At 63.3% G+C, this 13,307-nt stretch carries 9 protein-coding genes; 2 read left to right on the plus strand and 7 right to left on the minus strand.

Annotation, left to right across the window (positions count from 1 at the left end; all coding sequences use genetic code 11):
- Positions 1 to 24 precede the first annotated feature (24 nt).
- The 3 genes from ACP2YO_RS46445 to ACP2YO_RS46455 form a co-directional block, all read right to left on the minus strand.
- Complete coding sequence (locus tag ACP2YO_RS46445) at positions 25 to 1,650, minus strand: FMN-binding glutamate synthase family protein (RefSeq protein ID WP_426437821.1); 1,626 nt, start codon at positions 1,648 to 1,650, stop codon at positions 25 to 27.
- A 235-nt stretch (positions 1,651 to 1,885) separates the two neighbouring features.
- Entirely contained in the window at positions 1,886 to 2,755 is an 870-nt protein-coding gene (locus ACP2YO_RS46450) for a patatin-like phospholipase family protein (RefSeq protein WP_426437822.1), read from the minus strand.
- A gap of 226 nt (positions 2,756 to 2,981) precedes the next feature.
- The gene (locus ACP2YO_RS46455) at positions 2,982 to 3,755 is read right to left on the minus strand and encodes a ferredoxin--NADP reductase (protein WP_426437823.1); all 774 of its coding nucleotides are present in this window, start codon (positions 3,753 to 3,755) and stop codon (positions 2,982 to 2,984) included.
- A gap of 296 nt (positions 3,756 to 4,051) precedes the next feature.
- Here ACP2YO_RS46455 and ACP2YO_RS46460 point away from each other — a divergent pair, with 296 nt between their 5' ends.
- Positions 4,052 to 4,987: an ATP-grasp domain-containing protein gene (locus tag ACP2YO_RS46460; RefSeq protein ID WP_426437824.1), complete on the plus strand. Its 936-nt coding sequence runs from the start codon at positions 4,052 to 4,054 to the stop codon at positions 4,985 to 4,987.
- A gap of 270 nt (positions 4,988 to 5,257) precedes the next feature.
- Here the strand turns inward: ACP2YO_RS46460 and ACP2YO_RS46465 are convergent, their stop codons facing one another.
- Both ACP2YO_RS46465 and ACP2YO_RS46470 read right to left on the minus strand, forming a co-directional pair.
- On the minus strand, positions 5,258 to 6,232 hold the full coding sequence (locus ACP2YO_RS46465; RefSeq protein WP_426437825.1) for an amino acid ABC transporter substrate-binding protein: 975 nt from the start codon (positions 6,230 to 6,232) through the stop codon (positions 5,258 to 5,260).
- Between the two features lie 12 nt (positions 6,233 to 6,244).
- Positions 6,245 to 7,534, minus strand: a complete 1,290-nt coding sequence (locus ACP2YO_RS46470; protein ID WP_426437826.1) for a dicarboxylate/amino acid:cation symporter — start codon at positions 7,532 to 7,534, stop codon at positions 6,245 to 6,247.
- A 211-nt stretch (positions 7,535 to 7,745) separates the two neighbouring features.
- Between ACP2YO_RS46470 and ACP2YO_RS46475 the strand changes: the two genes are divergently transcribed.
- Positions 7,746 to 8,747, plus strand: coding sequence for an NADP-dependent oxidoreductase (locus tag ACP2YO_RS46475; RefSeq protein ID WP_426437827.1), 1,002 nt, complete (start codon positions 7,746 to 7,748; stop codon positions 8,745 to 8,747).
- Positions 8,748 to 8,952: 205 nt separating this feature from the next.
- Here the strand turns inward: ACP2YO_RS46475 and ACP2YO_RS46480 are convergent, their stop codons facing one another.
- Both ACP2YO_RS46480 and ACP2YO_RS46485 read right to left on the minus strand, forming a co-directional pair.
- A complete protein-coding gene (locus tag ACP2YO_RS46480; protein WP_426437828.1) occupies positions 8,953 to 12,111 on the minus strand; it encodes an efflux RND transporter permease subunit in 3,159 nt (1,052 codons plus the stop codon).
- Between the two features lie 8 nt (positions 12,112 to 12,119).
- A complete protein-coding gene (locus ACP2YO_RS46485; RefSeq protein ID WP_426437829.1) occupies positions 12,120 to 13,283 on the minus strand; it encodes an efflux RND transporter periplasmic adaptor subunit in 1,164 nt (387 codons plus the stop codon).
- Between the last annotated feature and the right edge of the window lie 24 nt (positions 13,284 to 13,307).

The raw sequence follows: 13,307 nt of genomic DNA on the forward strand, positions 1-13,307 counted from the left end.
ACGACGCTGTGTTTGCGGTCAGACCTATCCCGCCGGCTGGAACGTGTCCGCACGCGCCATGGTCCAGGCGTCGCGGAAGCGGCGGTCCTGGGTGCCTTCGAGCAATTCGCCCGGACGCAGCGCCGGATAGAGTTCGGCAAAGGAGCAAACGTCGGTGGTCGAGGTCCGTTGCGAGAAGTGGATCGGGCGCAGGTCCTGGGTGTGCTCGAGGCCGGCGGCGGCGAGCAGCTCGGTCAGCGCGTGCAGGGTCGAGTGGTGGTAGTTGTACACGCGCTCGATCTTGTCGGGCACGTAGAGCGCGCGGTTGCGCGACGGATCCTGGGTGGTGACGCCGGTCGGGCAGCGGTCGGTATGGCAGCTCAATGACTGGATGCAGCCAAGCGAGAACATGAAGCCGCGCGCCGAATTGCACCAGTCGGCGCCGATCGCCATCGCGCGCGCCATGTCGAAGGCAGTCGCGATCTTGCCGGAAGCGCCGATCTTGATGCGGTCGCGCGCACCGATGCCTATCAGCGCATTGTGGACGAAATTGACGCCCTCCCGCATCGGCATGCCCAGATGGTCCATGAACTCCAGCGGCGCCGCACCGGTGCCGCCTTCATTGCCGTCGACCACGATGAAATCAGGGTAAATCCCGCTCTCCTTCATCGCCTTGCAGATTGCCAGGAATTCCCAGGGATGGCCGATGCACAGCTTGAAGCCGGCCGGCTTGCCGCCGGACAGTTTTCGCATCTGGGCGATGAACTCCATCATCTGCAGCGGCGTCGAGAACGCCTTGTGGTAGGCCGGCGAGATGCAGTCTTCGCCGAGCGCCACGCCCCTGATCTTCGAGATTTCCTCGGAAACCTTTGCAGCGGGCAGCACGCCGCCATGACCGGGCTTGGCGCCCTGGCTGACCTTGAGCTCGACCATCTTGATCTGGTCGTCACTCGCGACGCGGGCGAACTCGTCCGGATTGAAGGTGCCGTCGCGGTTGCGGCAGCCGAAATAGCCGGAGCCGATCTCCCAGATGATGTCGCCGCCCATCTCGCGGTGATAGGGGCTGACGCCGCCTTCGCCGGTATCGTGCGCAAAACCGCCCTTCTTGGCGCCGGCGTTCAGCGCCCGCACCGCGTTCGGGCTCAGCGCGCCAAAGCTCATCGCCGAGATGTTGAACACCGAGGCAGAATACGGCCTGGCGCAGTCGGGGCCGCCGATGCTGATCCGGAATTTCTCCTCGGCATGCGGCTTTGGCGCCATCGAATGGTGCATCCATTCATAGCCCTCGCGGTAGACGTCCTCCTGGGTGCCGAACGGCCGCTTGTCGAGCACCATCTTGGCGCGCTGATAGACCAGCGCGCGTGTATCGCGGGAGAACGGCATGCCGTCTTTCTCGCTCTCGAAGAAGTACTGCCGCATCTCCGGGCGGATTTCCTCGAGCAGGAAGCGCATGTGCGCCGAGATCGGATAATTGCGCAGCACCGCGTGGTGCTTTTGCGTGAGGTCGCGGATGCCGAGCAGCGTCAGCGCGCCGAAAATGATCAGCGGGATCACGACGACGCCGAAGATCTTGTGGTCGAAAACTCCAATTGCCAGCAGCAGCGCCGTGACGACGGAGCAGATCGTCAGCACGACGAAACGCGGCGAGAACGGAAGCAGCATCGTTTCCATAGAACCCCTCAGCCAATCAGCAAGGCCATCTTGTCGGCGTTAAGCCTAATCCAACTCGCGGAACCAATTCTACACGGTTATACCGCCGAGCGGTCACAGATGTGACAACCGCCCATATGGGCGGTTTCCCCTGCCGCAACCGGTCAAATTGATTCGAAAGCGGCTATTGCGGTGCAACGAAGGGCTCCGCTCCCTCGCCCCGCAAGCGGGGCGAGGTGAAGCGGAGCCCGCGACTCTAATGGTCGTGCGGGCGCAATTCGTGGGGGATATGGCCCTGCTTCAGGGCGTCGCTGGCGAGCCAGGCGTCGGTGGCGTCGATGGCGCGGGCGATATGGTCCGAAGTGCGGGAGAAATCGTAGGGCGATCCGACCAGCGGGCAGAGCGGCGGCACCACGAAATGCTCGATGCCGGGACCGAGGTTCTCCAGCTCGTTGACGAGCTGCCGCGCGATCAGGAGCGTCAGCGCATGCAGTGCGTTGGCGAGCGCGCCGACTGGCGGCGCCTCGTTCGCGCAGGCATGCCCGGTCGGCAGCACGATCAGGCGCCTGGCGCCCTTCTTCACCGCGACGCGGACCGGCGTGTTGCTGGAGATCGCGCCGTCGGCGAGGTAATGATCGCGATAATGCACCGGCGTGAACGCGCCGGGAATCGCCGTCGATGCGACGATCGCCTCGGCGGTCGAGCCTTCCGACAGCACCACGCTGTCGCCGCTGATGATGTCGGTCGTAACTATGTGAATCGGCAATTTGGCGTCCTGCAGATTGCGGAACGGGATGTGATCGTCGATCAGCTTGCGGATGCCATCGTGTGGAATCAGGAAATCCCGCCGCAGCAGGAAGCCGAGCAGCGTCCGCCAGTTTACCGGGAAGACATCATCCCGCTGCAGGCCGCGCCAGATCGCGGCCAGCCGCTCGACGCCCGAGAGCGTCGGATCCCCGGCATAGAAAGCGCCGTTCAGCGCGCCGACACTGGAGCCGACGACCATGTCGGCTGTGACGCCGTGGCGGACCAGCGATTGCAGCATGCCGACCTGGATCGCGCCAAAACTGCCACCGCCGGCAAACACAAAGGCGGTCTTCGGTGCATCAGGATCGGTGATGGACAAGGTGCGGCTCCCCCGGTCGCCGCGTCGGTGAGGTCGCGCGGCGTTGGCGGCGGTTATAGCAGCGGGGAAATGAGTAGCGCCACATACACAATCGTCGTCCTGGCGAAAGCCAGGACCCGACCACAAATGCAAAAGGCTGGAGCTCGATGGGGCTCCAGCCTTCGCCAAACAAACAGCGGTGGTAATGGGTCCCGGGTCGCGCTTCGCTTGCCCGGGACGACGGAGACTAACGCTCGACGAACGCCTTCTCGATCACGAAGTGGCCAGGCGTGTTGCCGCTGCCTTCCTTGAAGCCGCGGGTCTCGAACAGCTGCTTCAGCTCGTCCAGCATCCCCGGGCTCCCGCACATCATGATGCGGTCGGTCTCGATGTCGAGCGGGCCCTGATGCAGATCGGTGAACAGCTGGTTGGAGGTGATCAGGTCGGTGATGCGACCGCGGTTGCGGAATGGCTCGCGTGTCACGGTCGGATAATACAGCAGCTTCTCGGAGAGCAGCGGCCCGAACAATTCGTCGTCGCGCAGCTTGGCGACCAGCTCTTCGCCATAGGCAAGCTCGGAGACCTGGCGGCAGCCATGGACCAGCACGATCGAGTCATACTGATCGTAGACCTCGGGGTCCTTGATCAGGCTCGCGAACGGCGCAAGGCCGGTGCCGGTCGACAGCAGCATCAGCCGCTTGCCGGGGATCAGATTGTCGGTGATCAGCGTGCCGGTCGCCTTGCGGCCGACCAGGATGGTGTCACCCTCCCTGATCTTCTGCAGCTTGGAGGTGAGCGGGCCGTCCTGCACCTTGATCGAGAAGAACTCGAGCTCTTCCTCGTGATTGGCGCTCGCCATCGAGTAGGCACGCAACAGCGGCCGTCCCTCGACCTCGAGGCCGATCATGGCAAACTGGCCATTCTGGAAGCGGAAACCGGAATCGCGGGTGGCTCGGAAGCTGAAAAGCGTATCGGTCCAGTGCTGAACGGAAAGAACCTTCTCTCGATAGAACGCGCTCATGTGTTTTCGTTTTCTCGATTGACCAGATTTGGAATTGTTTTATTTCTAGACTGCCCGTGACAGCCAGGAAGTGACCGAAATCATTGACGATCTCGCATGTTCCTTGCGCCGATACATGAGATAGTCAAGATCACTTGGCGTGCAATTGCGATCTCGGAATGCCAGTCGATTAATTACGTAAAAAGGTTCGGCCACGGCATCGTTAGCACGCCGCAAGAGCGCAATTTACTTGCTGAGTTCGCGGTCGATCTGGCAATTAATTGCTACGAAAACCGCTGCGAAGGGAAAATCATTCAGTGGTCCTGATCAGCCAGCGAATCTTCCTGGAAACCATCAAAAAATATTGTCTCGCGCACGATATCGCGATCGAGGCGCGGTCCGGCGGTTGGCTGGTCATCATGACGAAGGACAGCCAGCGGCGCCTCGCGATCGGCTACGATATCGGCCTGAACAGCGCGGTTGCGCACCAGATCGCCAACGACAAGGCGGCCTGCGCCGAGGTGCTGGCATCGGCAGGCATCGCCGTCATCCCCCACACGCTGTTTCTGGGCGCGAAGCTCAGCGCACATATTCCGGGATCGGGTTCGTTCGACGCGATGCTCCGGCTTCTCGATGCAAATCCGCGCGGCCTTGTCGTGAAACCGAACGAGGGCACCTCGGGTGAGCTCGTCTTCCGCGTGACGACGAAGGCGCAACTGGAGCATGCGGTCGCGCGCATCCTTGGCGCCTATCCCAGTCTCGCTATCTCGCCCTACGTCGCGATCGAGGACGAAGTCCGCGTCGTGCTGCTCGATGACCGCGCGCTGATCGCCTACAGCAAGACGCGCCCGCAGGTCGCCGGCGACGGCACGCATTCGCTGCGAGAGCTGGCGCAGCGCGCCGTCCCGATAGAACAGCTGAAGACCATCAGCGAGGATTTCTCCGCCGCCGAGCTCGACGCCATCCCGCCTGCCGGTGAGCGGCGCATCCTGAACTGGCGGCACAATCTTGATTCAGGCGGGGTGCCGGTCCTGCTGGCCGACGGCGCCGACCGCGACGCTTGTGTTGCGCTGGCGATCAAGGCCGCGCAGACGGTTCGCATCCGCTTCGCCTCGATCGACGTGGTGCACGCCGAGGGCCGCTGGCGAATCCTCGAGGTGAATTCCGGGGTGAAAATGGAGGCATTGGGCGTGCGTCATCCCGACCTGGTCGAAGCGGCGTACGACGCGGCGCTGGACGAGGTGTTCAAGTAGGAAATCCGCACGTCGCTACCGCTTGCTCCGCTTCGCCTCTCCCTTGTGGGACAGGCCGGAGCGCATGAACGAAGCGCAATGCGATCCGGGTGAGGGGTTGCGGTCCCTCGGTGGACTTCCGCTTGCCGATAGACCTAAACCCCTCACCCGGATTGCATCTCACGATGCAACATAGCCCGAAGCTTTTGCTTCGGCGTTCTTAGAGCGGCCGCCGAAGGCGGCCTGCGCCTCTCCCACAAGGGGAGAGGTGGAGTTTTAGGCGCTTCGCGGCTACTCGCTGTCGTCGAGCACCTTGAAGGCGTCTTCGAGCTGCGGCGAGAGCGCGACGTTAAGCTTTTCGCCGGTCGGCAGGCGGCCGACAAACCACTTGTTGTAGAGCGGGATGATATCGTGGTTGGTGGCGAGCTTGCGGAAGGCGCGCTCCACCACGTCCTTCATCTCGGGCTCGCCCTTGCGGAACATGATGCCGTAGGGGTCGTAGGACAGATAATCGCCGGTGACCCGGAACTTGTCCTGCGACTTGTGCTGCGCGATCAGGCCGTAGAGCAGGATGTCGTCGGTTGCGAACGCATCCGCCTTGCCGTCCACCAGCATCTGGTAGGACTGCTCGTGGTCCGGCGAGGTGACGATGTTGAGCCCGAGCTGTTGCTTGGCGTCGACATTGTGCATCGCCTGCTCGTTGGTGGTGCCCTTGGTCACCACTACCGTCTTGCCCTTGAGATCGGCGACCTGCGTGACGCCCGATGCCTTCGGCACCATCAGCTTGGTGCCGGCCACGAACATCAGCGGCGAGAACGCGACCTGCTTGCCGCGCTCGGCGTTCGCCGTGGTCGATCCGCATTCGAGATCGACCTTCTTGTCGACGACCGCAGGAATGCGGTCGTCGGAGGTGACCTTGACGTAGTCGATCTTCAGGCCGGTGTCGTCGACCTCGGTCCCGATCTCGTCGACAATGGCGTCGCACAGTTCGAGGCTGTAGCCGATCGGCCGGTTGGAATGGTCGACGAACGAGAACGGCGGCGAACTCTCGCGATAGCCGACCCGCACGCTGTGGGTGGCCTTGATGTTGGCGAGTGTGGGGCTGAGCCCCTCGCCCGCCTGCTGCGCGGCAGCCGGTGCTGCCAGCAGACAGGCCGACAGCAGACAGGCCGACAGCAGACAGGCCGACAGCAGACTTGCCGCCAGCAAGCATGCTGACAGCGTCTGGGCCTCAAGACGTAGCGGCCTCGATCGGAAGCGATGCATGCATCCCTCCCGTCAATGTGCCGGCACGGCGTCACCGGCAATGGCATCGGAGGGCACGGCGTCGTCGGGATCGAGCTCGTGCTCGGCCTTCAGTTCGCCCTCCCACTTCGCGACCACCGCCGTCGCCAGCGAGTTGCCGATCACGTTGGTGGCGCTGCGGCCCATGTCGAGGAAGGTGTCGATGCCCATGATCATCAACAGGCCGGCCTCGGGGATGCCGAACTGGCCGAGCGTCGAGGCGATCACGACGAGCGAGGCGCGCGGCACGCCGGCGACGCCCTTCGAGGTGATCATCAGCGTCGCCAGCATCGCGAACTGCGTGCCGAGCGACATTTCGATGTGGTAGGTCTGCGCGATGAAGATGCTCGCGAAGGTGCAATACATCATCGTGCCATCGAGGTTGAACGAGTAACCGAGCGGCAGCACGAAGGCCGAGATCCGCGACGAGGCGCCGAACTTGTTCAGCCCCTCGAGCGTCTTCGGATAGGCCGCCTCCGACGAGGCGGTCGAGAACGCGATCATCAGCGGCTCGCGGATCAGCCGCAGCAGATGGCTGTAGCGCGGTCCGATCACGAGGAAGCCGACCATGACCAGGATGCCCCACAGGATAAACAGTGAGACATAGAACCCGCCCATGAAGACGATCAGCTTCCAGAGCACCAGCAGGCCGTTCTTGGCGACGGTGGCCGTGATCGCGGCCCACACCGCGACCGGGGCGAACAGCATCACGTAGCTGGTGACCTTGAGCATGATGTGGGCGAGATCGTCGATCAGCGCCATGATCGGCTTCGCACGCTCCGGCATGGCGCCGAGGGCCACCGCGAAGAACACCGCGAACACCACGATCTGCAGGATCTCATTCTGCGCCATCGCGTCCGCGATCGAGGTCGGGATGAGGTGGGTCAGGAATTTCTCGATCGAGAACGCCGACACCGGCAGGCCGGTCGACTGCGCCTTGTCGGGCAGCGTGCCCGGGAAATTGGCGCCGGGCTGCAGCAGATTGACCATCACGAGGCCGAGCAGCAGCGAGACGAAAGACGCGGAGACGAACCAGCCCATGGTCTTGGCGAAGATGCGCCCGAGCTTGGCACCGGAGCCCATATGAGCGATGCCGCCGACGAGGGTTGCGAAGACCAGCGGCGCGATAATCATCTTGATCAGACGCAGGAACAGCATCGCGATCAGATTGATGTCTGCTGCGATCTCGACGCGACTGTCAGGAAGATAGTTGAAAATGATCGTCCCCATCGCGATACCAAGGACCATCGCGATCAGGATGTACTGCGTAAACTTGTTGGACATTCTTACCCCCGTAAGTTCTGGCTACGCCAAGTGTGGCAGATTTACGCACCTATGCAACACGCTTCGCGTCGGGCGGGACTTTGCCGAAATGTTCCCGTTGTGGATTGCCGGCATGCGGACTAGCGTTCATGCAGCGCACAATCTGTGCAAAGACGCGCCTGCTGCGCAGTCAATTGCATTCGGAACGATCAATCAGAGGGGAAACGTCACCATGAACGACACCGTCAATCGCCAGATCCTGCTTGTTGAAAAGCCGACCGGAAAACTTGGTCCAGAGCATTTTCGTCTGACCAAGGGCACGATCCCTGAACCGAAGGACGGTGAGGCGCTGGTGCGGACGCGTTACATCTCGCTCGACGCGGCCAACCGCGCCTGGATGCATGGCGCCACCTACCGCGCCGCGGTCGAGGCCAACACCGTGATGGCCGGCGGCGGCATCGCCGAAGTGGTGTCGTCGAAGGACCCCGGCCTGAAGGCCGGCGACATCGTGTTCGGCGACACCGGCTGGCAGGACTATGCCGTGGTGCCCGCCAAGCATCTCGCCAGGATGCCCCGGCTGGAGCCGATGACGCACCTGCTCAGCGTCTATGGCATTGCCGGGCTGACTGCCTATTTCGGCCTGCTCCATGTCGGCAAGCCGAAGGACGGCGAGACCGTCGTGGTGTCGGCCGCCGCCGGCTCGGTCGGCTCGATCGTCGGGCAGATCGCGAAGATCAAGGGCTGTCGCGTCGTCGGCATTGCCGGCGGCAAGGACAAGTGCGACTGGCTGACCGGCGAGCTCGGCTTCGATGCCGCAGTCGACTACAAGGACGGCGCCACCTACAAGGCGCTGCGCGCCGCAGCCCCGAAGGGCATCGACGTCTATTTCGACAATGTCGGCGGCGACATCCTGGAAGCCTGCCTTGCGCAGATGAACAATCGCGGCCGCATCGCCTGCTGTGGCGCGATCTCGCAATATGACGGCGTCCCCTCCGCGCACGGCCCGCGCGGCGTGCCCGGCCTGATCGTGGTGAAGCGGCTCATCATGCAGGGCTTCATCGTGATGGACTACATGGACCAGCGCGATGCCGCGCTGGCCGACCTGCAATCCTGGGTCGCCTCAGGCAAGCTCAAAGTGCAGGAAGACGTGATCGACGGCATCGAGAACACGCCGCAGGCGCTGATCGGACTGCTGGCCGGCGAGAACCGCGGCAAGCGGATGGTGAAGGTGTAGCCGGAAGCACGGTGCCGTAGGGTGGGCACGCCGCTTCGCTCCGGTACCCACCCTACTACGCAACTGCCAAAATATCGAAAACAACCCCATGCAAAGTAGCCAGCGGCTGCCGCCGTTCGACACGGCAACTTGACACGTCGGGCAAATCAGCGACATTCTTCCATTATTCAGAAATCGTGGAAGTGAAGAACGGGGAAAGGGAGCTTCAGTGCACCACGCCCGACGGCTGCGGACTGGCGGCCGTCCCCTTCTTCGCCTTGCGCCAGTTCTCGAAATTCTGCACCACGACGAAGAACGCCGGCACGAACAGCACCGCGAGGCAGGTCGAGGCGATCATGCCTGAGAACACCGTGATGCCGATCGACTTGCGGGCGCTGGCGCCGGCGCCGGAGGCGATCACCAGCGGCACAACGCCGAGGATGAAGGCAAACGACGTCATCAGAATCGGCCGGAACCGAGCACGGGCGGCGTCGATGGCCGATTCCAGCACCGGCTTGCCGTCGCGCACGTGATGCTCCAGCGCGACCTCGACGATCAGGATCGCGTTCTTGGCCGACAGCGCAATCAGGAGGATGATGCCGATCTGGGTGTAGAGGTTGTTCTCGATCCGCAAAGCCGTCAGCACCAGCGTCGGGCCGAGCAGCGACAGCGGCACGGCCAGGATCACCGAGATCGGCGCGTACCAGCTTTCATACTGCCCGGCGAGCACGAGATAGACCAGCAGCAGCGCCAGCGCGAAGACGTAGTAGATCTGGCTGCCGACCGCCTTCTCCTGATACGACATCGCGGTCCACTCGAAGCCCGAACCGGATGGCAGCGTTTTCGCGGCGATCTCCTCCATCAGCGCCATCGACTGGCCGGACGAGTAGCCCTGCGCCGGCAGGCCGATGATGGATGCGGACGGATAGAGGTTGTAGAGGCTGATCAGCGACGGTCCGATCGACGGCGTGATTGTCGCCACCGTGCCGAGCGGGATCATGTCGCCGTTGCTGTTGCGGACCATCAGGTTCTCGATATCGCGCAACGTCAGGCGATACTGGGCGTCAGCCTGGGTGTAGACTTGGAAGGTGCGGCCGAACTTGGTGAACTGGTTGACGTAGCTGGCGCCGAGATAGGACGACAGCGTCGAGAAGACCTGGTCGGTGGTGACGTGCAGGGTCTGCGTCTTGATGCGGTCGACGTCGACGTCGAATTGCGGCACCATCGAGCGGAACGAGGACTGCACGCGCTGCAGCGCGCTCTGCGTCTGCGCGTTGCCAACGATCGCACCGGTCACGGCCTGCAGCTTGCCGTAATCGGCGTTACCGTCGCGGAGCTCGACCTGCATGGCAAAGCCGGCGGCATTGCCGATGCCCTGGATCGGCGGCGGCGGAATCACCAGGATGCGCGCCTCCGGGATCACCGCGAGCTTGTCGTTGAGGCCATACACCAGCGAGCGCAGGTCCTCGCCCTTGCCGCGCGAACCCCAGTCCTTCAGGATCAGATAGGCGACGCCGGCATTGGCAAGGCTCGACGAGTTGTCGAGCGCGGAAATGCCGGCGATGGAGACCACCTGCTCGACACCCGGTGTCTTGCCGGCGATCTCGGTGACCTGGTCAAGCACGCGCTGGGTGCGGTCCAGCGCCGCGCCGTCAGGCAATTGCACGGCGGCCAGCAGATAGCCCTGGTCCTCGATCGGGATGAAGCCGGTCGGCACCCGCGACAGGCCGTAGCCGGCGAGCCCGATCAAGACCAGCGCAATCAGGACCGACGCCTTGGCATGCGCGGTGATGCGGCTGATCAGCCTTGCATAGCCGCGCTCCACGCGGTCATAGACCGCGTTGAAGCCGCGGTAAAAGAAGTTGCGCTGCTCGGGCGGCACTGGTGGGCGCAGCCACAGCGCGCACTGAGTGGGCTTCAAGGTCGCGGCATTGACCGCGCTGAGCAGCGCGGTCGCGGCGATGACAAGCGCGAATTGCGCATACATCCGCCCGGTCAGCCCGGGCAGGAAGGCCGCCGGCAGGAACACCGAGATCAGCACCAGCGTGATGCCGACGATCGGCGCGAACAATTCGTCCATCGCCTTGATCGCGGCGTCGTGGCCGTTCATGCCGCGCTCGATATTGTGTGCGGCGCCCTCGACCACCACGATGGCGTCGTCGACCACGATGCCGATCGCCAGCACGATCGCAAACAGCGTCGAGAGATTGATGGTGAAGCCGAGTGCTGCCATCGCGGCGAAGGCGCCGATAATGGTGACCGGCACGGTCGTCGCCGGCACCAGCATGGCGCGCCAGTCCTGCAGGAAGACCAGGATGACGACCAGCACCAGGACGCCGGCCTCGATCAGCGTCTTGTAGACTTCTTCGATTGAAGCATTGACAAATTTGGTGGTGTCGAACGGCGTATCGTATCGGATGTCCTGCGGGAACTGCTTTGCCAGCTCCGCCATCTTGGCCTGAACTGCCTTTTCGACCTGCAGCGCGTTGGCGCCGGGCGATTGGAACACGCCGATGCCGGTGGCCGGTTTCTGGTTCAGCGAGAATATCTGGCTGTAGGTCTGTGCACCGAGTTCGACCCATCCGACGTCGCGGACACGGGTGACGTCGCCGACACTGCCTGATTTGACGATGATGTCCTCGAACTGCGTCTTGTCGTCGAGCCGGCCGTTGACGTTCAGCGTATACTGGAACGCCTGGCCCGGCGGCGTCGGCGGCGCGCCGACCTGGCCGGCGGTGACCTGCTGGCTCTGCTGCTGGATCGCCTGGATGACGTCCTGCGGCATCAGCCCGCGCACCTGCAGCTTGTTCGGATCGAGCCAGACCCGCATCGAATACTGCCCGGCGCCGAACACGGTGACATTGCCGACACCTGATAGCCGCGAGAGCTCGTCCCGGATGTTGATGGTGGCATAGTTCGATAGGAACAGGCTGTCGTAGGTCTTGTTCGGTGAGGTCAGCGTCACGAACAGCAGGATCGAGGTCGACCGCTTCTGCACCGTGACACCCTGGTTCTGCACCGATGTCGGCAGCTGCGACAGCGCGCTGGAAACGCGGTTCTGCACCAATACTTGCGCGAAGTTGAGATCGGTGCCGATCTTGAACGTCACCGTCAGCGTGTAGGTGCCGTCGGCGCCGCTGTAGGACTGCATGTAGAGCATGTCCTCGACGCCGTTGACCTGCTGCTCGATCGGCAGCGCCACGGTGTCGACCACCGTCTTGGCCGAAGCACCTGGATAGCGCGTCGTCACCTGGACGGTCGGCGGCACCACGTCGGGATATTGCGCGACTGCGAGATTGTACAGCGCGACGCCGCCAAGCAGTATCATCAGGATCGCGATGACGTTGGAAAGGACCGGGCGCTCGATGAAGAATTTCGAGATCATGGCGCGTCCTATTTGGCCGGTGCCGGTGCCGGCGCCGCGTCGGCCTTCTGCATTTGCGGATCGACCTTCTGCCCGGGGATCGCGCGCAACAGTCCGGCGGTCACGACGTGATCGTCCGGTTTGAGACCGCTCTCGATGACGCGCAAGCCGTCATCGAGCGGGCTGGTCCGCACCTTGCGCTGCTCCACCACATTGTCGGCGTTGACGACCAGCACGTAGCGCCCGGACTGGTCGCTGCCGATAGAGGTGTCGGGCACCAGAAGCGCATTCTCCTGCTTGTCGAAGGGAACACGTACGCGGACGTAAAATCCCGGCAGCAGCACGCGATCCGGATTGGGCACCAGGCCGCGCACCGGAAGCGTGCCGGTCGACTGGTTGACGGTCGGCGAGATGTAGTCGAGCTTGCCCTTGTGCGGATATCCGGTCTCGGTCTGCAGGCCGACCTCGATCGACAATTGCTTGATGTCGGTGGTGGTCAGGCCACGCTTGCGCGCTTCGTCGCGCACGCGCTGCACGTCCTGTTCGCTGACGTTGAAATTCACATAGATCGGGTCGAGCTGAACGATGGTGGCAAGCTGGGTGGGCGACGCGACGCCGACCAGTTCGCCGACCGAGACCAGATGAGTGCTGACGATGCCGTCGAACGGCGCGGCCACATTGGTGTAGCCGTAGTTGACCGCGGCGATCCTGGTGTTGACCTGGGCCTGTTGCAAATTGGCCTGCGCGTTGTCGCGCGTCGAGGTCGAGCTATCCAGCGTCGCCTGCGAGACCGCCTGCCGCTGCACCAGATCGGATTGCCGCTTGAAGTCGGCCTCGGCCTGCTTCACCGTCGCCTGCGCGCCGACTTCGGCAGCCTGCGCCTGCTCGAGCTTCAGCTTGTAGGTCTCGGGCTCGATCGTGAACAGCGTCGTCCCCTCCTTCACAAAGCTGCCGTCCTGATAATTGATTGCCTGCAGAAAGCCCTGCACGCGCGCGACCAGATCGACACTTTTGATCGGCGCGGTGTTGCCGGTGGCGTCAAGATAGCGGGTAATGGCGCGCTGCACCGGCGGCGCGACCTCGACCTTTGGAGGTGGAGGCGCGACAAAACTATTTTGTTCGCAGGCACTTAAACTGACGAAGGCGAATGTGACGATAGCAATGCGCGTCAGGAGCGACGTTCGCAGTCGCACAAAATTGCTCAGCGTGGAATGTGC

This window comes from Bradyrhizobium genosp. P (assembly GCF_049949265.1).
Lineage (GTDB): Bacteria > Pseudomonadota > Alphaproteobacteria > Rhizobiales > Xanthobacteraceae > Bradyrhizobium.